21 protein-coding genes are annotated in these 21843 nt (G+C 70.9%); 15 read left to right on the plus strand and 6 right to left on the minus strand.

What is annotated here, in order from left to right; translation table 11 throughout:
- The first annotated feature begins 79 nt into the window (after positions 1-79).
- Positions 80-418 (plus strand): winged helix-turn-helix transcriptional regulator, encoded by a 339-nt coding sequence (locus ABT137_RS16715; protein WP_351709237.1) that lies wholly within the window; start codon positions 80-82, stop codon positions 416-418.
- A gap of 127 nt (positions 419-545) precedes the next feature.
- Here ABT137_RS16715 and ABT137_RS16720 read toward each other — a convergent pair whose 3' ends face one another.
- The 5 genes from ABT137_RS16720 to ABT137_RS16740 all read right to left on the minus strand — a co-directional run bounded on the left by ABT137_RS16720 (position 546) and on the right by ABT137_RS16740 (position 7586).
- Positions 546-1619 carry a 2-oxoacid:ferredoxin oxidoreductase subunit beta gene (locus tag ABT137_RS16720; RefSeq protein ID WP_351709240.1) on the minus strand — a complete coding sequence of 358 codons (1074 nt, stop codon included), beginning with the start codon at positions 1617-1619 and terminating at the stop codon, positions 546-548.
- Between the two features lie 4 nt (positions 1620-1623).
- Positions 1624-3552, minus strand: a complete 1929-nt coding sequence (locus ABT137_RS16725; RefSeq protein WP_351708974.1) for a 2-oxoacid:acceptor oxidoreductase subunit alpha — start codon at positions 3550-3552, stop codon at positions 1624-1626.
- A 202-nt stretch (positions 3553-3754) separates the two neighbouring features.
- Entirely contained in the window at positions 3755-4462 is a 708-nt protein-coding gene (locus tag ABT137_RS16730) for a LuxR C-terminal-related transcriptional regulator (RefSeq protein ID WP_351708977.1), read from the minus strand.
- A 399-nt stretch (positions 4463-4861) separates the two neighbouring features.
- The gene (locus ABT137_RS16735; protein WP_351708980.1) at positions 4862-6217 is read right to left on the minus strand and encodes a sensor histidine kinase; all 1356 of its coding nucleotides are present in this window, start codon (positions 6215-6217) and stop codon (positions 4862-4864) included.
- Positions 6218-6395: 178 nt separating this feature from the next.
- Positions 6396-7586: a sensor histidine kinase gene (locus ABT137_RS16740; RefSeq protein WP_351708982.1), complete on the minus strand. Its 1191-nt coding sequence runs from the start codon at positions 7584-7586 to the stop codon at positions 6396-6398.
- A gap of 257 nt (positions 7587-7843) precedes the next feature.
- Between ABT137_RS16740 and ABT137_RS16745 the strand changes: the two genes are divergently transcribed.
- The 13 genes from ABT137_RS16745 (at position 7844) to ABT137_RS16805 (ending at position 20016) form a co-directional block, all read left to right on the plus strand.
- Positions 7844-8254 (plus strand): NADH-quinone oxidoreductase subunit A, encoded by a 411-nt coding sequence (locus ABT137_RS16745; protein WP_351708985.1) that lies wholly within the window; start codon positions 7844-7846, stop codon positions 8252-8254.
- Positions 8245-8850, plus strand: a complete 606-nt coding sequence (locus ABT137_RS16750; protein WP_351708988.1) for an NADH-quinone oxidoreductase subunit B — start codon at positions 8245-8247, stop codon at positions 8848-8850. The genes ABT137_RS16745 and ABT137_RS16750 overlap by 10 nt, the downstream gene beginning before the upstream one ends.
- The gene (locus ABT137_RS16755; protein WP_351708991.1) at positions 8847-10136 is read left to right on the plus strand and encodes an NADH-quinone oxidoreductase subunit C; all 1290 of its coding nucleotides are present in this window, start codon (positions 8847-8849) and stop codon (positions 10134-10136) included. The genes ABT137_RS16750 and ABT137_RS16755 overlap by 4 nt, the downstream gene beginning before the upstream one ends.
- Complete coding sequence (locus tag ABT137_RS16760; protein WP_351708994.1) at positions 10133-11101, plus strand: complex I subunit 1/NuoH family protein; 969 nt, start codon at positions 10133-10135, stop codon at positions 11099-11101. The genes ABT137_RS16755 and ABT137_RS16760 overlap by 4 nt, the downstream gene beginning before the upstream one ends.
- Positions 11101-11682, plus strand: a complete 582-nt coding sequence (locus ABT137_RS16765; RefSeq protein WP_351708997.1) for a NuoI/complex I 23 kDa subunit family protein — start codon at positions 11101-11103, stop codon at positions 11680-11682. Before ABT137_RS16760 ends, ABT137_RS16765 begins: the two co-directional genes overlap by 1 nt.
- Complete coding sequence (locus ABT137_RS16770) at positions 11679-12368, plus strand: NADH-quinone oxidoreductase subunit J family protein (RefSeq protein WP_351709000.1); 690 nt, start codon at positions 11679-11681, stop codon at positions 12366-12368. The genes ABT137_RS16765 and ABT137_RS16770 overlap by 4 nt, the downstream gene beginning before the upstream one ends.
- Positions 12368-12745 (plus strand): NADH-quinone oxidoreductase subunit NuoK, encoded by a 378-nt coding sequence (nuoK, locus tag ABT137_RS16775; RefSeq protein ID WP_351709003.1) that lies wholly within the window; start codon positions 12368-12370, stop codon positions 12743-12745. The genes ABT137_RS16770 and nuoK overlap by 1 nt, the downstream gene beginning before the upstream one ends.
- Positions 12742-14736 (plus strand): NADH-quinone oxidoreductase subunit 5 family protein, encoded by a 1995-nt coding sequence (locus tag ABT137_RS16780; protein ID WP_351709006.1) that lies wholly within the window; start codon positions 12742-12744, stop codon positions 14734-14736. The genes nuoK and ABT137_RS16780 overlap by 4 nt, the downstream gene beginning before the upstream one ends.
- 6 nt (positions 14737-14742) lie before the next feature.
- Complete coding sequence (locus tag ABT137_RS16785; RefSeq protein WP_351709009.1) at positions 14743-16317, plus strand: NADH-quinone oxidoreductase subunit M; 1575 nt, start codon at positions 14743-14745, stop codon at positions 16315-16317.
- Complete coding sequence (locus ABT137_RS16790) at positions 16314-17837, plus strand: NADH-quinone oxidoreductase subunit N (protein WP_351709012.1); 1524 nt, start codon at positions 16314-16316, stop codon at positions 17835-17837. Before ABT137_RS16785 ends, ABT137_RS16790 begins: the two co-directional genes overlap by 4 nt.
- A 226-nt stretch (positions 17838-18063) precedes the next feature.
- A complete protein-coding gene (gene htpX / locus ABT137_RS16795) occupies positions 18064-18927 on the plus strand; it encodes a zinc metalloprotease HtpX (RefSeq protein WP_351709015.1) in 864 nt (287 codons plus the stop codon).
- Positions 18924-19316, plus strand: a complete 393-nt coding sequence (locus ABT137_RS16800) for a YccF domain-containing protein (RefSeq protein WP_351709018.1) — start codon at positions 18924-18926, stop codon at positions 19314-19316. The genes htpX and ABT137_RS16800 overlap by 4 nt, the downstream gene beginning before the upstream one ends.
- Positions 19317-19449: 133 nt before the next feature.
- Positions 19450-20016 (plus strand): SMI1/KNR4 family protein, encoded by a 567-nt coding sequence (locus ABT137_RS16805; RefSeq protein ID WP_351709021.1) that lies wholly within the window; start codon positions 19450-19452, stop codon positions 20014-20016.
- Positions 20017-20101: 85 nt separating this feature from the next.
- On the opposite strand, the gene ABT137_RS16810 is transcribed toward ABT137_RS16805, so the two are convergent.
- Complete coding sequence (locus ABT137_RS16810) at positions 20102-21370, minus strand: APC family permease (RefSeq protein WP_502984523.1); 1269 nt, start codon at positions 21368-21370, stop codon at positions 20102-20104.
- 181 nt (positions 21371-21551) lie between these two features.
- Here ABT137_RS16810 and ABT137_RS16815 point away from each other — a divergent pair, with 181 nt between their 5' ends.
- Complete coding sequence (locus ABT137_RS16815; protein WP_351709027.1) at positions 21552-21818, plus strand: GlsB/YeaQ/YmgE family stress response membrane protein; 267 nt, start codon at positions 21552-21554, stop codon at positions 21816-21818.
- The last annotated feature ends 25 nt before the right edge of the window (positions 21819-21843 follow it).

A 21843-nucleotide genomic window follows, 5' to 3' on the forward strand; every position in this document is an offset into this window, starting at 1 on the left:
CGTAAGTGCCTCCGAAGTCCGAGTCGAAGCCGAAACCGAAACCGCACCGCGGGCCGGGACGTACGTCGTCGGCGGGGAGATGTGCCCGTACCGTCTGGTCCTGGAGCACGTCACCAGCCGCTGGGGCGTCCTGGTCCTGATCCAGCTCCTCGACCGCCCGTACCGCTTCAGCGAGCTGCGCCGCGCGATCGGCCGGGTCAGCGAGAAGATGCTCACCCAGACCCTGCAGACCCTGGAACGCGACGGCCTCGTCCACCGCGACGCCAAGCCCGTCATCCCGCCCCGCGTCGACTACTCCCTCACCGACCTCGGCCGCGAGGCCGCCCGGCAGGTACGGGACCTGGCGCTGTGGACCGAGCGGCGGATGGCCGACGTGGAGCGGGCCAGGGAGGCGTACGACGAGGCCAAGCGCGCCTGAGACGCCGAGGGCTCTGAAGGGCCGCCTGAAAGCTCCCTGGGGCCTCTGAGGACGCGGGCGGGGCCCGGACGATGCGTCCGGGCCCCGCTCACACGCTCACACGCTCACACGCACGACTTCACGGGGGTCAGCCCACGACCGTCCAGGTGTCCCCGCCGGCCAGCAGCGCCGCGAGGTCGCCCTTGCCGTGCTGCTCGACCGCGGTGTCCAGCTGCTCGGACATCTGCACGTCGTAGACGGGCCGTTCCACCGAGCGGAAGACGCCGACGGGCGTGTGGTGCAGGGTGTCGGGATCGGCCAGCCGGGACAGCGCGAAGGCCGTGGTGGGGGAGGACGAGTGGGCGTCGTGGACGAGGACCTCGGACTCGTTGTCCGCGGTCACGTCGACCACCTTCAGGTCGCCGGTGAGCCGGTCGCGTACGACACCGCGCCCGCCGTCCGTGCCGAAGCGGATGGGTTTCCCGTGCTCCAGGCGGATCACCGCCTCCTCGGCCGACTGCTTGTCCTTGAGCGTGTCGAAGGCGCCGTCGTTGAAGATGTTGCAGTTCTGGTAGATCTCGATCAGGGCCGTGCCCGGGTGTGCGGCGGCCGCGCGCAGTACCTCGGTGAGGTGCTTGCGGTCGGAGTCGATCGTGCGGGCGACGAAGGACGCCTCCGCGCCGATCGCCAGCGACACCGGGTTGAACGGGGCGTCCAGCGAGCCCATCGGTGTCGACTTGGTGATTTTGCCGACCTCGGAAGTCGGTGAGTACTGCCCCTTCGTCAACCCGTAGATGCGGTTGTTGAAGAGGAGGATCTTCAGGTTGACGTTGCGGCGCAGCGCGTGGATGAGGTGGTTGCCGCCGATGGACAGCGCGTCACCGTCACCGGTCACCACCCACACCGACAGGTCACGCCTGCTGGTCGCCAGCCCGGTCGCGATCGCGGGGGCGCGGCCGTGGATGGAGTGCATGCCGTACGTGTTCATGTAGTACGGGAAACGGGACGAGCAGCCGATGCCCGAGACGAAGACGATGTTCTCCTTCGCCAGCCCCAGCTCCGGCATGAACCCCTGTACGGCGGCCAGGATCGCGTAGTCACCGCAGCCCGGGCACCAGCGCACCTCCTGGTCGGACTTGAAGTCCTTCATGGACTGCTTGGCCTCGGCCTTGGGGACGAGCTGCAGCAGTCCGTCGGTGGCGTCGGTCCTGGCGTCGGTCATGGAGTCAGTCATGGATGGCCTCCTTGAGCGCCGTGGCGAGCTGCTCGGCCTTGAACGGCATGCCGTTGACCTGGTTGTACGAATGCGCGTCCACCAGGTACTTCGCCCGGATGAGGGTGGCGAGCTGACCGAGGTTCATCTCGGGGATCACCACCTTGTCGTAACCCCTCAGCAGGGCTCCGAGATTCCTCGGGAACGGGTTGAGGTGCCGCAGGTGCGCCTGCGCGATCGGCTCGCCGGCCGCGCGCAGCCGCCGTACCGCCGCCGTGATCGGCCCGTACGTCGATCCCCAGCCGAGCACCAGGGTGCGCGCCCCGTCCGGGTCGTCCACCTCGATGTCGGGGACGTCGATGCCGTCGATCTTGGCCTGCCGGGTACGGACCATGAAGTCGTGGTTGGCAGGGTCGTAGGAGATGTTGCCCGTGCCGTCCTGCTTCTCGATGCCGCCGATACGGTGTTCCAGGCCGGGCGTGCCGGGGACCGCCCACGGCCGGGCCAGGGTCTGCGGATCGCGTTTGTACGGCCAGAAGACCTCGGTGCCGTCGTCGAGGGTGTGATTGGGGCCGCTCGCGAACTGCACCCCCAGGTCGGGAAGCTCCTCCAGCTCCGGGATCCGCCAGGGCTCGCTGCCGTTGGCCAGGTAGCCGTCGGAGAGCAGCATCACGGGCGTCCGGTAGGTCAGCGCGATCCGGGCCGCCTCCAGCGCCGCGTCGAAGCAGTCGGCCGGCGTCCGCGGGGCGATGACCGGGACCGGCGCCTCGCCGTTGCGCCCGTACATCGCCTGCAGCAGGTCCGCCTGCTCGGTCTTCGTCGGCAGCCCGGTGGACGGCCCGCCCCGCTGGATGTCGACGACCAGCAGCGGCAGCTCCAGCGAGACCGCGAGCCCGACCGTCTCCGCCTTCAGGGCGACACCGGGGCCCGAGGTCGTCGTCACGGCCAGCGAGCCGCCGAACGCCGCCCCCACGGCCGCACCGATGCCGGCGATCTCGTCCTCCGCCTGGAAGGTCCGCACACCGAAGTTCTTGTGCTTGGACAGCTCGTGCAGGATGTCGGAGGCCGGGGTGATCGGGTACGACCCGAGGAACAGCGGCAGATCCGCCTGCCGCGACGCGGTGACCAGGCCGTAGGCCAGCGCCAGGTTCCCGGAGATGTTCCGGTATGTGCCGACCGGGAACGCGGTCGTCGCCGGGGCGATCTCGTAGGAGACGGCGAAGTCCTCGGTGGTCTCGCCGAAGTTCCAGCCCGCGCGGAAGGCCGCCACGTTGGCTTTCATGACCTCGGGTTTACGGGCGAACTTCTGCTGGAGGAATCTCTCCGTGCCCTCGGTCGGCCGGTGGTACATCCACGACAAGAGGCCGAGCGCGAACATGTTCTTGCTGCGCTCGGCCTCTTTGCGGCTGAGATCGAATTCCTTCAGCGCCTCCACGGTCAGCGTGGTCAGCGGCACCGGATGGAGGCTGTAGCCGTCGAGCGAACCGTCCTCCAGGGGCGAGGTGTCGTAGCCGACCTTCTGCATCGCCCGTTTGGTGAACTCGTCCGTGTTGACGATGATCTCCGCCCCGCGCGGCAGATCCCCGATGTTCGCCTTCAACGCGGCCGGGTTCATCGCGACCAGCACGTTCGGCGCGTCACCCGGGGTGAGGATGTCGTGGTCGGCGAAGTGCAACTGGAACGAGGAAACCCCCGGCAGAGTGCCTGCGGGGGCCCGGATCTCGGCGGGGAAGTTCGGCAGGGTCGACAGATCATTGCCGAAGGATGCTGTCTCCGACGTGAACCGGTCACCGGTGAGCTGCATACCGTCACCCGAGTCCCCCGCGAACCGGATGATCACCCGATCGAGGCGCCGAACGGCCTTCACACCGCCCGGCTTGCGCTGCTCTCCCACGACGGTTCCGTCGGCCTGTTCCGTTGTCCTGCTGACCTGGCTGGTCACTGAACTGGACCTCCTTCGAGGCGGCTGTCCGGGCGTGGCCGTCCCACGGACCATCCCGCAATCAACCCTACGTCGGTTAGGGTCGCCTTCCCGTGCCCGCTCGCATGCTGGACGGAGTTCTGAGACGACCTGTCGCCCTGACTTGTGATGATTTTCCCTCCCCCTGGCCGCCTTCCGGTGCCGACACGGTGCCGTCGGCCCGTCAGGAGTTCAGATACGTCAGAACGGCCAGAACACGCCGGTGGTCACCGTCGCTCGGGGAGAGCCCGAGCTTGAGAAAGATGTTGCTGACGTGCTTTTCGACGGCTCCGTCGCTCACGACCAGCTGCCGGGCGATCGCCGAGTTCGTCCGCCCCTCGGCCATCAGCCCCAGCACCTCCCGCTCCCGCGGGGTGAGGCCCGCAAGGACGTCCTGCTTACGACTCCGGCCCAGCAGCTGGGCGACGACCTCCGGATCGAGCGCCGTACCTCCTTCGGCGACCCGCACCACGGCGTCCACGAACTCCCGCACCTCGGCGACCCGGTCCTTCAGCAGATACCCCACGCCCCGGCTGGAACCGGCCAGCAGTTCGGTGGCGTAGCGCTCCTCCACGTACTGCGACAGCACCAGCACCCCGAGCCCCGGATGTGCCTTCCGCAGCTGTACGGCGGCCCGCACGCCCTCGTCGGTGTGTGTCGGCGGCATCCGCACATCCGCGACGACGACGTCCGGCAGCGCATCCTGCGCGTCCAGCTCGGCGATCGTCTTGACCAGCGCCTGCGCGTCCCCGACGCCCGCGACGACGTCATGCCCCCGGTCGGTCAACAGCCGGGTCAGCCCCTCTCTGAGCAGCACGGAATCCTCGGCGATGACCACCCGCACCCTGTCCTCCACGATCTCCCGGCCCCCCGTACCCCGTCCGGCGTACATGCCTGCCCTGTCGGAAAGTCCAGCATTCCAGCATTCGGATCGGAGTGCGTGCCGGTAACGAAGAGGAGGCGAACCAAATCAGGCCGCGTCGTGGGCAGGACACAGCTGAGGACGGGAGCCGGTCTGCACTTCCTCCAGCCTGTCCGGTGTCTGAAGACGGGAGCCGGTCTGTACCCCCTCCCGCCCGTTTGGTGTCTGAGGCCGAGAGCCGGTCTGCACCCCCACCAGCCCGTCTGGGGGTACCCCCTCTGGGGGAGTTTGAGGACGAGGCCGTTCAGGCCGAAGCGGGGGTCCGGGGGTGGCAACCCCCGAAACGGACGGCCGTAACCGGGCGGTCGAAGGGGGCACACCCCCTGGAGGACGGGACGGGTAAGGGCGGCGGGGGCGGGAAACCTGCCCTCAGCCACGCCAGGGCAGCTCCGCGGTCACCCGCGTAGGCCCGCCCACCGGCGAGTCCACCACCAGGATCCCGTCGACCGCGTCCAGCCGCTCGGCCAGCCCCGCCAGCCCCGACCCCCGCGTCGTGTCCGCACCCCCCACCCCGTCGTCCACGACCTGCAGCATCAACCGGTCCTCACTCCGCCACACATCCACCGCCGCCTCACTCGCCCGCGCGTGCTTGCTGATGTTCTGCAGCAGCTCGGACACCGTGAAGTACGCGATCCCCTCGATCGCCGCCGCCGGCCGCTCCGCCAGGTCGACCTCCACCCGCACCGGCACCGTGCACCGCGAGGCCACCGAGGACAGCGCCGCGTCCAGCCCCCGGTCGGTCAGCACGGCCGGATGGATGCCGCGGGCGAGGTCCCGCAACTCCTGCAGCGCGGTCTTCACCTCACCGTGCGCCTCGTCCACCATCCGTGCCGCGACCTGCGGATCCTCCCGCAGCTTCTCCTTCGCCAGCCCCAGATCCATGGCCAGCGCCACCAGCCGCGCCTGCGCCCCGTCGTGCAGATCCCGCTCGATCCGCCGCAGGTCGGCGGCGGCCGTGTCCACCACGATCCCCCGGTCCGACTCCAGCTCCACCACCCGCGACGCCAGCTTCGACGGCCCCAGCAGCCCGTTCACCATCACCCGGTCCACCAGCGTCAGCGCCCGTACGATCCACGGCGTGGCCAGGGTGAACAGCAGTCCCACCAGCGCGGTCACGGTGATCTCGAACGGGTTGTCGAGGTAGACGCTGTGGTGCGCGTCGCCGTACAGCTGGAGCCCGCCCTGCCCGGCCCACATCGGGAACACCCAGAACCACAGCGGATACGTCAACAGGGCCCAGCCGTACGCCCAGAAGTTGAGGGCGACGACGAAGGAGAACATCGACCAGGGGAACTGCAGGACCGCGTAGAGCAGATGACGCCAGGACGTGCCGCTCTTCAGTACGGCGCCGACCCAGGCGAAGAACCCCGGCTTGCGCATCCGCAGCGGCTCCGGGTCGGCCACCTCAAGCTTCAGCAGCCCACGCGCGCGTGCCCGTTCCAGTGCCCCGAAGCCACGGCACCCGGCGAGGGCCACCGCCAGCAGCGGGATCCCGATGAAGGTCACCAGCAGACCGACACCGAGGGACAGCATCGTCACCGTCCACACGAACAGCGTGACGCCGACCGGCAGGCCCAGCAGGACATAGCCGAACTCGCGCCAGCTGCGCGCCTCGAACGGCGCCCGCAACACCGCCGGCACCCGATGCCGAGGCTCGTCGCACGGCTCGTAACCGTATCCGTGGTCCTGCCCGTACCCGTACTCGTGTCCGTACTCCGTGGCCATCGGCGCCGTCCCCTCCCGTCCTGTCCAGCCCTGCCTCATGGGCTTCACCGGCCTGTCCTGCCGTACCTCCACCCTGCTGCACCGCAGGTCCCCGGACCATGGAGTCCGTCGGCGTCTTGGACGGGGGGTTTTCCCCACCCCCTTCCGCACCTCGCCTGCGCCTCTCCCGGCACCTCGGCTACGACCGGTCGCGCCAGGGCAGCTCCGCGGTGACCGTCGTGGGACCGCCGGCCGGCGAGTCGACGACGAACAGGCCGTCGACCGCTCCCAGCCGGTCCGCGAGCCCGCGCATCCCGGAGCCGCCGTCCAGGCTCGCCCCGCCGCGCCCGTCGTCCCGCACCTGGATCAGCAGCCGGTCGTCGGTCCGCCACACGTCCACCGAGGCGGTACGCGCCCCGCTGTGCTTGCTGATGTTCTGCAGCAGCTCGGAGACGGTGAAGTAGGCGATGCCCTCGATCGCCGGCGCCGGTCTGGACGGCAGGTCGGCGGTCACCTGGACCGGCACCGTGCACCGCGAGGCGACCGACGACAGCGCCGCGTCCAGCCCCCGGTCGGTCAGCACCGCCGGATGGATGCCGCGGGCGAGATCCCTGAGCTCCTGCAGCGCCAGCTTCACCTCACCGTGCGCCTCCTCGACCATCGTGGCGGCCGCGTCGGGATCCTCCAGCAGCTTCTCCTTCGCCAGGCCGAGCCCCATCGCCAGATTGACGAGCCGGGCCTGCGCGCCGTCGTGCAGATCCCGCTCGATGCGCCGCAGGTCGGCGGCGGCCGTGTCGACGACCACCCCGCGGTCCGACTCCAGTTCGGCGATACGGCGCTCCAGCTCGTCGGAGGGCGACAGCAGGCCGCGCACCATCGCCCGGTCCACGTTCGCCAGCCCGCGCGCGACGAACGGCAGCACCGGCCACAGCACGAACAGCGAGACCAGCGTGATGCAGAAGGTGAGGACTCCCCACGGCAGCCGGATGAAGTCGTACAGCAGCGTCCGCCAGCCCACCGGGTCCTTCAACGTCATCCACAGCCGCCGGGAGCCCGCACCGCGCCTGGTCCACGGCAGCGGGGTCGGCTCCTCCACCCGCACCCCGAGCAGCGCACGCGCGCGTGCCCGCTCCAGCTTCCCCAGCTGCCGGGCGCCCAGCAGGGTCGCCGCGAGCAGGGGGATGCCGATCACCGTCAGCGTCAGTACACCGCTCACCCACACCGTCGTGACGACGTAGACGAAGCCGAACAGCGACATCGGCAGATTCAGCAGGAGATGCGCGATCTCCTTCCAGGTGTGACCTTCGAAGGCGAAGCGCACGGGCGGCAGTCGCTCGCGGTCCTCGCCGTCGTCGGCGAAGCTGAAGGATCGGGGTGCTGGTGCGGTCATATGCGCCAGCGTGCCGTGTGCCGTGGCGTGACGCCATGGAGTTCCCGCCCGGGCCGCCCTGGGGAAAACCCCACCGGCCGGCCCCGGTCTCGTGTCCCACCCTGTCCCACCGCGTGACGACCTGCTTACCGTGTCTTTATCAGGGCCTAGACTCCCGTGCGTACAGATCGTCGAATCAAGAGTTGACTGAGGTCACGGCACCGGGCCGGGTCGGGTCGGTCGGGCCTGTGGTCTGTCGAGGGAGTGAGGGACGGGCGATGCTGGAGACGGCGGGTGGTGAGCCGACCGTGGCCGTCGCGGCGGACTACTTCGCGTCCTACTCGGTCGTGGGACTGCTGGCGCTGGTCGGCGTGGTCTTCGTGGCCGTCGCCTTCGGTGCCGGCCGGCTGCTGCGCCCGGTGGTCCCCACGCCCGAGAAACTCCTCACCTACGAGTGCGGAGTCGATCCCGTCGGCGAGGGCTGGGCCCACACCCAGGTCCGCTACTACGTCTACGCCTTCCTCTACGTCATCTTCGCCGTCGACTCGATCTTCCTGTTCCCCTGGGCGACGGTCTTCGCCGCCCCCGGCTACGGCGCCACCACGCTCGTGGAGATGTTCGTCTTCCTCGGCTTCCTCGCCGTCGGCCTGCTGTACGCATACAAGAAGGGCGTCCTGACATGGACGTGACGCCGGAGCCGGTGCTGCTCCCCGAGCCGAAGAGGCTGGGCACGCTCGCCCGCCTCGCCCCCGAGCCGATGAAGGTCGTCCTCAACTGGGGCCGCCGCTACTCGCTCTGGGTCTTCAACTTCGGTCTCGCCTGCTGCGCGATCGAGTTCATCGCCGCGTCGATGGCCCGCCACGACTTCATCCGCCTCGGCGTGATCCCCTTCGCGCCGGGGCCCCGCCAGGCCGACCTGATGGTGGTCTCCGGCACGGTCACGGACAAGATGGCCCCAGCGGTCAAGCGCCTGTACGAGCAGATGCCCGAACCGAAGTACGTCATCTCCTTCGGCGCCTGCTCGAACTGCGGCGGCCCCTACTGGGACTCCTACTCCGTCACCAAGGGCGTCGACCAGATCATCCCCGTCGACGTCTACGTCCCCGGCTGCCCGCCGCGCCCCGAGGCGCTCCTCCAGGGCATCCTCAAGCTCCAGGAGAAGATCGCGGCGGAGTCCCTGGGGGAGCGCTACGGCACCCCCCGCCCGTCCGCCGCGGCCCTCCAGAGCGGTCTGGTCCGGCCCCCGGCCCGCACCGGGGCTGAAGACGAAGGGGACGCGCGATGACGGCCCCGGCCGGCTGGCTGCCGGCCCCCGTCGAGGAACTCTTCGGCACGGACGCCACGGCCGACGAGTCCTACGACGTCCTGACGGTCGACGTCCCTCCCTCCTCCTGGCTCGCCGCCCTGGAGATCGCCCGTACGACTCTCTCCTGCACGTACTTCGACTGGCTGAGCGCGGTCGACGAACCCGGCACCGGCTTCCGCGTCTCCGCCCACGTCGTCGCCCTCGCCCCGGTCCGCCGCCTGCTCCTGCGCACGACCGTCCCGCACACCGCCCCCGAACTCCCGTCCGCCGTCGGCGTCTACGCGGGCGCGCGCTGGCACGAACGCGAGACCCACGAGATGTTCGGCGTCCGCTTCACCGGCCACCCCGGCCTGGACCACCTCCTCCTCCCGGAAACCTTCGAAGGCCACCCCCTCCGCAAGGACTTCGTGCTCGCCGCCCGTGTCGCCAAGGCCTGGCCCGGCGCCAAGGAACCGGGCGAGTCCGACCACGGCGGCCCCAAGCGTCGCCAGATGCTCCCCCCAGGCGTCCCCGACCCGAACGAGTGGGGCCCCCTCAAGGGCCAACTCCCGGCCGCCCCCGCCCGCCCGGCCCGCACCGCAGCGAGCCGCGCAGCCGGCGACCGCCCGGCCCGTGCGACCGGCGAACGCCCGGTACGCCGCTCACGTACGACCGCGGAGGGCTCGGCGAGCCAGGCGGCCGAGACGGCCGGGCCGACTGCGGCGGCCGAGACGACTGCGGTGGGTACGGCGGAGCCCACGGCCACTCCACGCCGGGCACAGAGCGCGAGCGAGGGATCCGCCACGCAGCGGACGGCCTCCGGTGCGGAGAAAGCGCCTGCCGAGGGCAGCGCCGCGGAAGGCACCGGGGTGGAGGCGACCGCTCCTGCCGCGGGGCCGTCGGCTGCTCCCCGCGGGCCGCGCCGGGCGCGTACTGCCTCGGGCGGCTCCGCTTCACAGCGTGCGCAGGAGACGGAGACGCCGGCGGTACCGGCCACTCCGGCCCGCCCCGCAACTCCCCGCAGCTCGGACGCGCCGTGGCACCACGCTCGTCCGGCCTTCGAGGAGCGGGGGACGGGGGAGCCGACAGCACCGGGGCCGGCCGAGTCGAGCCCTGCCGCGCCCGAAGAGCCCGAGGAGCCCGAGTCGGAACCGGCCGAACCTGAGGCACCCGAGGACCCCGGCCCCGAACCATCCGGCTCCGAGGCCCCGGCCTCCGCTGCCCCGCGCCACCCCGAAGCCCCGACCTCCGCCGCCCCGGACGACCCCCCAGGAGGCCCGCAGTGAACGACGCTCTGGACGTCGCCCTGCGACTCCTCGTCGTGTTCGTCGTCTTCCTCACCTTCCCCCTGATCGTCGGTCAGACCGAGCACAAGGTGATGGCCCATATGCAGGGCCGCCTCGGCCCGATGTACGCCGGTGGTTTCCACGGCTGGGCCCAGCTGATCGCCGACGGCGTGAAGTTCGCGCAGAAGGAGGACGTGGTCCCGGCCGGCGCGGACCGCCGTGTCTTCCAGCTGGCCCCCGCGGTGGCCCTCCTCCCGTACCTGCTCGTGCTGCTCGCCATCCCGATCGGCCCCGGCGAGGGCGCGGTCGGCCAGGTCCTGGACGCCGGGGTTTTCTTCGTGCTCGCCGTGATGGGCGTCGGCGTCCTCGGCTCGCTCATGGCCGGCTGGGCCAGTGCCAACAAGTTCTCCCTCCTCGGCGGCCTGCGCACCGCCGCCCAGCTCCTCGCCTACGAACTCCCGATGCTGCTCGCCGCCGCCTCCGTGGCGATGGCGGCCGGTACCGTCTCCCTGCCGGGCATCGTCGGCTCCTTCCACTGGTGGTGGCTGCCCTGGCAGATCACCGGCGGTCTGGTCTTCTTCGTCGCCGGCCTCGCGGAACTTCAGCGGCCCCCGTTCGACATGCCCGTCGCCGACTCGGAGATCATCTTCGGCGCGTACACCGAGTACACCGGCCTGCGCTTCGCCCTGTTCCTGCTCGCCGAGTACGCCGGGATCGTCGTCCTGTGCGGGCTGACCACCGTCCTCTTCCTGGGCGGCTGGCACGGCCCGTGGGGTGCGGACGGTCTCGGCTGGCTGTGGACCCTCCTGAAGGCGGCGCTCCTCGCCTTCGTCGTGATCTGGCTCCGCGTGACCTACCCCCGGCTGCGCGAGGACCAGCTGCAGAAGTTCTCCTGGACCCTCCTCGTCCCCCTTTCTCTCGCCCAGATCGCCCTCACCGGCATCGTCAAGGTGGTGATCTCCTAGTGGCCCCCATCCCTGGCTCAGGCCTGGCCAAGGGCCTGGCCGTCACCCTGCGCACGATGACCCGGAAGTCGGTCACCGAGCAGTACCCGGACGCCCTTCCCGACCTTCCGCCCCGCACCCGCGGTGTGATCGGGCTGTTCGAGGAGAACTGCACGGTCTGCATGCTCTGCGCCCGTGAGTGCCCCGACTGGTGCATCTACATCGACTCCCACAAGGAGACCGTCCCGGCGGCGGCCCCGGGCGGCCGTGAACGCAGCCGCAACGTTCTGGACCGCTTCGCCATCGACTTCTCCCTGTGCATGTACTGCGGTATCTGTATCGAGGTCTGTCCTTTCGACGCCCTGTTCTGGTCCCCGGAGTTCGAGTACGCCGAGACCGACATCCGCGAGCTCACCCACGAGCGCGACAAGCTCCGCGAGTGGATGTGGACGGTCCCGGCCCCGCCCGCCCTCGACCCCGGTGCGGAGGAGCCGAAGGAGATCGCCGCCGCCCGCAAGTCCGCCGAGAAGCTCGCGGCCGCCCAGGCTGCCGAGGTCGAGCAGGCCACCGACCGGGTCGAGCCGGGGGAGGGGGAGGAGTGAGCCCGCTCGCCCAAGCGCCGCACGGCTTCCTGTCTCCGACCGGCGTGGAGATCGCCTTCCTTCTCGTCGGCCTGGTCACCTTGGGCGCCGCCCTCGTCACGGTCACCACCCGCCAGCTGGTGCACGCCGCCCTGTGGCTGGTGGTCGCCCTCGGCGGGCTCGCCGTCGAATACCTCCTGCTGACCGCCGAGTTCATCGCCTGGGTGCAGGTCCTCATCTATGTGGGTTCCGTCGTCGTCCTCCTCCTCTTCGGTCTGATGCTCACCAAGGCCCCGATCGGGCGCTCCCCGGACGCCGACTCCGGAAACCGCTGGGTCGCGCTGGCCGTCGCCGTGGCCGCCGGGGCCGCTCTGGTCTGGGTGGTCGTGGACGCCTTCCGTACCACCTGGATCGACCTGGGCGGTGCCGCCGCCGGTTCGACGAAGGTCACCGGCGCGAGCCTCTTCCAGAACTGGGTCCTGCCCTTCGAGGCCCTCTCCGTCCTCCTCCTGGCGGCCCTGGTCGGCGCGATCGTCCTGTCCCGGAAGGCGAAGGCGGAGTCGGCCCCGCCCCCTGTGAACGGCCGGGTCGTCACGCAGAGTTCCCCCTCCGTCACGGATTCCGGGATTCACCCGATCGAGCAGGAAGGCGATCAGGGGAACGAGCAGCAGAACGATCAGGAATCCGAGCAGGAAGGCGCCCGCTGATGCACCTCGCCTATCCCGCCGTTCTCTCCGCTCTCCTCTTCTGCACCGGCCTGTACGGCGTCCTCGCCCGCCGCAACGCGATCCTGGTACTGATGTCGGTCGAGCTGATGCTCAACGCCGTCAACCTCAACCTCGTCGCCTTCGACGTCTGGCTGAGCAAGGCCGCCCGGGACACCCTGCACTCCGGCCAGGCCCTGACCCTGTTCACCATCGCCATCGCCGCCGCCGAGATCGGCATCGGCCTGGCGATCGTCCTCGCCGTCTACCGCAACCGCGGCACCTCCGACATCGACCGGCTCCGCGACACCGCCGAGGGCCACGAGGACGGCACGCCCCCGGACGGGGCGGCCGACGAGAAGGCTGAGGCCGCCGCGTGACCACGACCACCCTCGCCGTCCTCGTCCCCCTCCTGCCGTTCCTCGGCGCCGCCGCCGGCCTGCTCCTGGGGCGCACCGCCCCCGGTTTCGTCCGCCCGCTCGCGGTCCTGCCGGCGCTCGCCGCGCTGGCCCTCGCCTGCACGGTCGCCGCCGACCAGGGTGGCGGCCGGGCCGTGGACGCCCACACCGAGCTCACCCCGACCGGCTCGGTCCCGATCGAACTCGCCCTGCACATCGACGGCTTCGCCGCCCTCGTCGCCGTCCTGGTCGCCTTTGTCGCCACCTGCGTGCAGATCTACTCGACCGGCTACCTGCGCGACGACCCGCGCTACCCCTCGTACGCCGCCCTCGTCTCCCTGTTCACCTCCGCGATGCTGCTGGTCGTCTACTCCGGCGACCTGATCGTGCTGCTGGTCGGCTGGGAAGTCATGGGCATTTGCTCCTACTTCCTGGTCGGCCACTACTGGGAGACCCCCGAGGCGCGCGCCGCCTCAGTGAAGGCCTTCCTGGTCACCAAGCTCGGCGACGTGCCGTTCCTGATCGGCCTGTTCGCGCTGGCCACCGACGCCGGCTCGTTCCGCATCACCTCGGTCCTCGGCACCGTCGCGAACGGCGGGCTGCACCATCCCACCCTGATCGGCCTGCTGCTCCTGTGCGGCGTGGCCGGCAAGTCCGCGCAGTTCCCGCTGCACACCTGGCTCCCCGACGCCATGGCCGGCCCGACCCCCGTCTCCGCGTTGATCCACGCCGCGACGATGGTCGCCGCCGGTGTCTACTTCGTCGCCCGTCTCCTCCCGGTCTTCGAGGCCAGTGCGGCCGTGATGGTCGTCCTCGCCGTCATGGGCGCCGTCACGATGGTCGGTTCGGCCCTCGCCGCGCTCGCCCAGGACGACATCAAGCGCGTCCTCGCCTACTCGACGATCGGCCAGCTCGGCTACATGACCGGCGCCCTCGCCGTCGGCGACCGCGGGGCCGCCGTCTTCCACCTCCTGTCCCACGGCGCCTTCAAGGCGCTGCTGTTCCTCGCGGCCGGCGTGATCATCCACGCCGCCGGCACCAACTCGCTGGCCGTCATGTCCCGCACCTCCGGCCTGCGCGACCGCGTCCCGGACGCTTACTGGACGATGACCGTGGCCCTGCTCGCGCTCGCCGCGATCCCTCCCTTCAGCGGCTTCTTCTCCAAGGAGTCCGTCCTCGGCGCCGCCGAGCACGTCGCCACCGGCCACACCGAGCACGCCCCCGGCAGCGCCGGCTGGATCGTCCTGGTCGCGGGCCTGGCCACCGCCCTGCTCACCGCCTCCTACGCGACCCGGCTGTGGCTGCTCACCTTCCGGGGCCGGGGAGCCGAGGCAGCGGACCACGGGCGGCAGCCGCTGTCCATGACCGTGGTGCTGTGGGTCCTGGCCGTTCCCTCCCTGGCCTTCGGCGGGTTCGCCTACCGCTCGCTGCCCGGCTGGTTCGACGGCCGCGCCCTCACCCCGACCCTCACCACGTCGGTCCTCGGCACCGGCCTCGCGCTCGTCGGCGGACTCGTCACCTACGGCGCCTGGCAGCGCACCAGAACACTGGCGGCCCGGATCCCGCTGGGTGCCGTCGCCGCCCACCCGGAGGGCGACGCCGGACTGGTCGAGGCCGAGGCCATCGCCGCCCACGAGCCCACCTTCGGCGACGTCGCCTACGCACCCGACCCGGCGGATCCCGGCCGGCTGCTGCTCGGCCCGCTGTACCGGCACGCGGCCGAAGGCTTCCATCTGGACGCCGTCTACGACGCGCTGTTCGTCCGCCCGGTGCTGGCCGCCGCGAGCCTCGTCCAGTTCCTCGACCGCGAGGTCGTCGACACCTACGTCCGTGGGGCGGGCGCTGTGCCCCGCCTGCTCGGCGCCGCCGTACGGCGCGCCCAGACCGGCAATGTCCAGACCTATGTGAGCGCGCTGCTCGCCGGCACCGTCGTCCTGGCGGTCGCCGTCCTCCTCGTCGCCACGGGAGCGTGAGCAGGCGTGATCGATATCAGCGAGTCCGTGATGCAAGTCCTTCTGGCACTGATCGTCGTAGGCCCGCTTCTCGGCGCCGTCGCCGCCCTGCTGCCCGCCCCGCCCGGGCTGAAGGGGAAGTCGCCCGAGCAGGCCGTGCTCCGCCATGGCGTGACCGTGACCGGCGCGATCCTCGTCGCCGCGATCGTCCTCGCGCTCGGCTTCGACCACGACCACCCGTCCAGGATGCAGGCCACGACCGACATCAGCTGGATCCCCGCACTCGACGTGCGCATCCACCTCGGCATCGACGGCATCTCCCTCCCCCTCGTGGTCCTGACCGCGCTGCTGACCTTCCTCTGCGCGCTCTACTCGTACTTCAACCCGCCCGCGGGCCCGTCACCGAAGGCCTTCGTAGCCCTGCTGCTGGTCCTGGAGTCCGGCACCCTCGCAAGCTTCGCCGTCCTCGACCTGCTGCTGTTCTTCCTCGCGTTCGAGACGGTGCTCATCCCGATGTACTTCCTCATCGCCCGCTGGGGCGGCGAGGGACGGACCCGGGCCGCCTGGAAGTTCATCCTCTTCACGCTGCTCGGATCCGTCGTCATGCTGCTCGGCCTGCTCCTGATCGGAATCAAGGCCGGCACCTTCGACATGGTGGCACTCGCCACTGACAACGGCCGGTCACTGACCGCATCCGTGCAGGTCATCGCCGTTCTGGCGGTCGGGATCGGGCTCGCGGTCAAGACCCCGATGTGGCCCCTGCACAGCTGGTTGCCGGACGCCCACACCTCCGCGCCGACGGTCGGCTCGGTACTGCTGGCCGGGGTCCTGCTGAAGATGGGCACGTACGGGTTCGTCCGGATCCTGCTGCCGGTCGCGCCGGACGGCTTCCGCACCTTCGCGCCGTACCTCGCCGCCTTCGCCGTCGTCGGGATCATCTACGGGTCCCTGGCCTGCCTGAACCTGGCCAAGAGAGGCGCGAGGGGCGACCTCAAACGCCTGATCGCCTACTCCTCCGTCGGCCACATGGGATTCGTCCTGCTCGGCATCGCCACCATGACCCCGACCGGCGTCAACGGTGCCCTGTTCGCCAACATCGCCCACGGCCTCATCACCGGCCTGCTGTTCTTCCTGGTCGGCGGCCTGAAGGACCGTACCGGCACCACCGACCTGGACACCTTGGCCGAGGAGACCGGCGCCGCGCTGTACGGCAAGGCACCGCGCCTCGGCGGACTGCTCGCGTTCGCCGCGGTCGCCTCGCTCGGGTTGCCGGGACTCGCCGGGTTCTGGGGCGAGATGCTGGCCCTGTTCGGCGCGTTCGAGCCCGCCGCCGGCCTCAGCCGCCCGGCCTTCCTGACCTTCATGGCGATCGCCGCCTTCGGCACCCTGCTGACGGCCGCGTACATGCTGGCCGTGGTCCGACGCGTCTGTATGGGCGCCGCATCGCAGGAAGTGCCGAAGCTCGCGGACGTCCGCAGCTACGAGTTCGCGGCCTGGACCCCGCTCGTCGCCCTGACCGTCGTCGCCGGACTGTGGCCGAAGGCCCTGCTCGGCCTGACCGACCCGGCCGTGCAGCAGCTCCTCGCAGGAGGCACCCGATGAGCGCCCTGGCCCAGCCACTGGCCGCGAACCTCGTCCAGTCCGTCGACTGGCTCGCCATCGCCCCGCCCACCCTCACCGCGGTCGTCGGCCTGGTCGTCCTGGTCGCCGACCTGTTCGTGCCTGAGGCCAGGAAGCCGCTCCTCGGCTGGATCTCGGTCGCCGGACTCGCCGCGGCCACCCTCCTGCTGCTCCCGCTCCTCGACCACGACCGCAGCACCTTCTGCCTGACCGGCACCACGCGCGCGTGCAGCTACACAGCCGACCGGTTCACCCTGGTCGTGCAGTTCCTCGTCCTCGGCGGCGCCCTGCTCACGGCCCTGCTGTCCGTCACCGCCCTCAAGGACGGCAACCGCCGCTATCCCCAGGGCGAGTTCTGGTTCCTGCTGCTCTCCTCGGCAGCCGGCGCCGCCCTGCTCCCCGCCTCCCGCGACCTCGCCACCCTGATCGTCGCCCTGGAGGTCGCCTCCCTGCCCGCCTTCGCCCTCGTCGGCATCCGGCACGGCGACAAGAGGTCCTCCGAAGCGGCCCTGAAGTTCTTCCTGTCCTCGGTGACCGCGACCGCCGTCAGCCTCATGGGCGTCAGCTTCGTGTACGCCACCACCGGCAGCCTCTACCTCACCCAGATCGCCGACCGGATCCAGCACGTCGACGGACAGCTGCACACGCTCGCACAGACGGGCGTCGTCCTCACCCTCGTGGGATTCGCGTTCAAGACGGCCGCCGTCCCCTTCCATTTCTGGGTGCCCGACACCTACGTCGGCGCCCCGCTCCCGATCGCCGCCTACCTGTCGGTCGTCGGCAAGGCCGTCGGCTTCTCCGGCCTGATCCTGGTCACCGTCGTCGCCTTCCCGTCGTACGCCGACGTCTGGGGCCCCGCGCTCGCCGCCCTGGCCGCGCTCACCATGACCGTCGGCAACGTGGCGGCCCTGCGCCAGCAGGCCACGCGCGCGTACAGCGCGGTACGGCTGCTCGCCTGGTCGTCGGTGGGCCAGGCCGGCTATCTGCTGGTGCCGATCGCCGCCGCCGGATACACCGAGGACGCCCGGAAGGCCGTCGGCTCCACTGTCGCCTACGCCCTCATGTACGCCGCCGTGAACCTCGGCGCCTTCGCGGTGGCCGCAGCCGTCGCCCGTACCGAGCGGCTCAACCGGATCTCCGACTACCGCGGCCTGTACGCGAGGAACCCGCTCACCGCACTGCTCCTCGCGTTCTTCCTGCTGTGCCTCGCCGGACTCCCACCCGGCATCATCGGTCTGTTCGCGAAGGTCACCGTCTTCTCGGCGGCCGTCGACGCCGGCCTCGGCTGGCTCGCCGTCGTCATGGCCGTCAACGTCGTGATCGCCCTCTACTACTACCTCCAGTGGACGGCCCTCCTGTTCCGTGCCCCCGAGGGCGAGCCGGTCAGGCACCGGCTCCCCGCCCCTCTCACGGCCGCGCTCGCCCTCACCGGCACCCTCGGCGTCGTCCTCTCCGGCGCTCCGCAACTGGTACTCCGCTTCGCCACCACCGGCCTGTTCTGACGGCCCCACGCGCGCGTGCGAACCGCCACGCGCGCCCGGGCGCGGCTCTCACCCGGACGGCTCACCCCGCACACAGCGGACACAAGGGAACTAGTGGCCGTCGCCTGGCGTTGACCAGTGCGGGAGGGTCCACTGGACGTGACACCACGACACCGGTGGCATCGCAGATCGGAAGGCAGCACCGCAGGCAAAGGGTTCCCCTGCCGCACGACTTGGAGGGCGTACCGTGCACCGCCGGCACAACGGGCTCAGGACCGCAGTTCTCCTCGGGGGACTGTCGGCACTCATCATCGTCATCGGCAGCTTCTTCGGCCGAACGGGTCTGATCGTCGCGGTCCTCGTCGCCCTCGGCACGAACGCGTACGCGTACTGGAACAGCGACAAGCTGGCGCTACGCGCGATGCGCGCGCGCCCCGTGAGCGAGTTCGAGGCCCCGGCCCTGTACCGGATGGTCCGCGAGCTCTCCACGCAGGCCCGCCAGCCCATGCCCCGCCTGTACATCTCCCCGACGGAGGCACCGAACGCCTTCGCCACGGGCCGTAATCCGCGCAGCGCCGCCGTGTGCTGCACGGAGGGCATCCTGCGCATCCTGGACGAGCGGGAACTGCGCGGCGTCATCGGCCACGAACTCAGCCACGTCTACAACCGCGACATCCTCATCTCGTCGGTCGCCGGCGCCCTCGCCTCGGTGATCATGTTCCTGGTCAACTTCGCCTGGCTGATCCCGGTCGGCCGTTCGGACGACGACGACGGCCCGGGCTTCCTCGGCCTGCTGCTGATCATGATCCTGGGTCCGCTCGCCGCCAGCCTCATCCAGCTCGCCATCAGCCGCTCCCGGGAGTACGAGGCGGACGCTTCCGGCGCCCAGCTCACCGGCGACCCGCTCGCCCTGGCCAGCGCCCTGCGCAAGCTGGACGCCGGCACCAAGCAGCTCCCGCTGCCCCCCGAGCCCCGGATCGAGACCGCGAGCCACATGATGATCGCGAACCCCTTCCGCCCGGGCCAGGGACTGTCCAAGATGTTCTCGACGCACCCGCCCATGGCGGAACGGATCGCCCGGCTAGAGAAGATGGCAGGTCGCCCGCAGTGAAGACCATCCTGAACATCATTTGGCTCGTCCTGAGCGGCTTCTGGCTGTTCCTCGGCTACCTGCTGGCCGGCGTGATCCTCTGCATCACGATCATCGGCATTCCCTTTGGCATAGCTGCCTTTCGTATCGGCGTGTACGCCCTGTGGCCCTTCGGGTACACGACCGTTGAGCGCCGCGACGCGGGTGCCCCCTCCTGCGTCGGCAACGTCCTGTGGCTGGTCCTCGCGGGCTGGTGGCTGGCCCTCGCCCACATCGTCACCGGCATCGCGATGTGTCTGACGATCATCGGCATCCCGTTCGGCATCGCCAACTTCAAGCTGATCCCGGTCTCCCTGCTTCCGCTCGGACGCGAGATCGTCCCCACCGACCAGCCGTTCGCGACCCGCTGACCGCACGTCATCCGACCCGACCCGGCGCCTCCGGCCTCACGAGTTGTCCACAGGCCGGAGTGAGGCCGGAGCATCGGCGGAAGGTTGTCCACAGGCCGGCCCGATTGTCAGTGGCGGCCTGCATCATGAAGCCATGACCGAGATCGAGCAGTTGCTGACACGGGTGACCGTACAGGCCCGCAACTCCCGCCCGTGGGGCTGGCCTTCGCTCCCCGCGCCGGTCGACGCCGCCACGATCGACCGCGCCGGTCACGCCCTGGGCTTCCCGCTGCCGCCCCTCCTCGCCGCGCTCTACGAACGGGTGGGCGACGGCGGTTTCGGCCCGTCGTACGGCCTGCTGCCCCTGCTCGACTCCGCGCCCTCGGGGGAACCGGCCGCCGTCGCCCAGTACCTCACCAACCGCGAGTACGGCCGCAAGAACCCGGACTGGCCCTGGCCCGAGGGCGTCCTGCCGATATCCCACTGGGGCTGTGGCATGTACGCGTGCGTGGACTGCCGGGACCCGCAGGCCACGGTCCTGCTCTACGAGCCCAACGCAGACGACGCCGACGGCGCCTGGCTCGTGGACGCGCCCAGCCTTGCCGACTGGCTGCGCATCTGGCTGGAGGGCACGGGCTGGTACGAGGAGACCGACGAGGGAACGGACCTGGCGCTCTGGGCCGACTTCCGGACCCGCACGGCCCCGGAGCAGGCCTTCTGAGAGACAGGGTCTCCCGAGCGCGGCCGCCGCGGTCCCGCGCCGCAGCTCGCGACCGCTGTCGTTGTCGTCGTGGCGGCCACCGTGTCTACCGGGCCGCCACCCACCGCCGTACGGCGTATGCCGCCGCACCCACCGCCAGTACGGCCGCCCCCGCGACCACGGAGGCCACCGGCAGCGCGAAAGCGAGGATCACACACCCCAGCAGCCCCACCACCGGGACCACCCGGGCCCGCGGTGCGGGATCCAGCGTCCACGCCGAGGCGTTGGCCACCGCGTAGTACGCCAGCACACCGAAGGAGGAGAAACCGATGGCACCCCGGACGTCCGCGGTCGCCGCCACCACGGCGACCACCGCGCCGACGGCCAGCTCCGCGCGGTGCGGGACCTGGAAACGCGGGTGCACGGCGGCCAGCGCCGGAGGCAGATGACCGTCGCGGGCCATGGCCAGCGACGTCCGCGACACACCCAGGATCAGGGCCAGCAGCGAGCCGAGCGCGGCCACCGCGGCCCCCACCCGCACCACGGGCACCAGCCCCGGCACCCCGGCCGCCCGCACCGCATCGGCCAGCGGCGCGGCCGCCCGCCCGAGCTCGTCCGCGCCCAGCACCGAGAGCACGGCCACCGCCACGCACGCGTACACCACCAGCGTGATCCCCAGGGCCAGCGGGATCGCACGCGGAATGGTGCGCGCCGGGTCCCGCACCTCCTCGCCGAGGGTCGCGATCCGCGCGTACCCGGCGAACGCGAAGAACAGCAGGCCGGCCGCCTCGAGCACCCCGCCCACGCCCGCCGACAGCCCGATGTCCAGCCGCCCCGAGTCCGCCGCCCCGGACGTCAGGCACACGACCACCACGCAAGCGAGGACCGCCAGCACCACGGCCACGATCACCCGCGTCAGCCAGGCCGACTTCTGGATGCCGCCGTAGTTCACGGCGGTCAGCGCCACCACGGCGGCGACCGCCACCGCGTGCGCCTGCCCCGGCCAGACGTACGCACCCACGGTGAGCGCCATCGCGGCGCAGGACGCCGTCTTGCCGACGACGAACGCCCAGCCCGCGAGGTACCCCCAGAAGGCGCCGAGTCGCTCCCGCCCGTACACGTAGGTGCCGCCCGACTGCGGGTACCGGGCGGCCAGGCGCGCCGAGGACATGGCGTTGCAGTAGGCGACCAGCGCCGCGACGGCCAGCGCGGGAAGCAGCCCCGAGCCGGCGGCGCGGGCCGCGGGGCCCAGGGCGGAGAACACGCCGGCCCCGACCATCGAGCCCAGGCCGACGATCACGGCGTCGCGCACGCCCAGCGTGCGCCGCAGACCGGAAGGAGGAGAGGAAGCCACGCGGCGCACCCTACTGATCACTGCAACCGTGCGGTATCGCCCAGGCGTCCTCGTCATCGACAAGGCACGAACACACGCGCGACGGACACATGCGGACGGCTCGGACAGCCCGTCCGGCACCACCTGTCCGGCACAGCCGGCCCGGACCGAAATCACAGCGCCGGAACAGTGCGAACACAGCGCGGAAGGGCAGGTTCAGGTCATGGGCATCATCAGCTGGATCATCCTGGGACTGTTGGCCGGCGCCATCGCCAAGGTCCTGCTGCCGGGACGCGACCCGGGCGGCTTCATCGGCACGACCCTCATCGGCATCGTCGGTGCGTTCCTCGGCGGCTGGATATCGTCCCGCTGGCTGGACCACCCGATCACCAAGAACTTCTACGACGGCGCGACCTGGGTGGCGGCGATCGGCGGCTCGCTGGTCCTGCTGATCGCCTACCGCATCCTGTTCGGCAACTCGCGCGACTGACCACCCTCGGCCGGAGCCGACGCAC

The organism is Streptomyces sp. NPDC001980 (genome assembly GCF_040296885.1).
GTDB lineage: Bacteria > Actinomycetota > Actinomycetes > Streptomycetales > Streptomycetaceae > Streptomyces.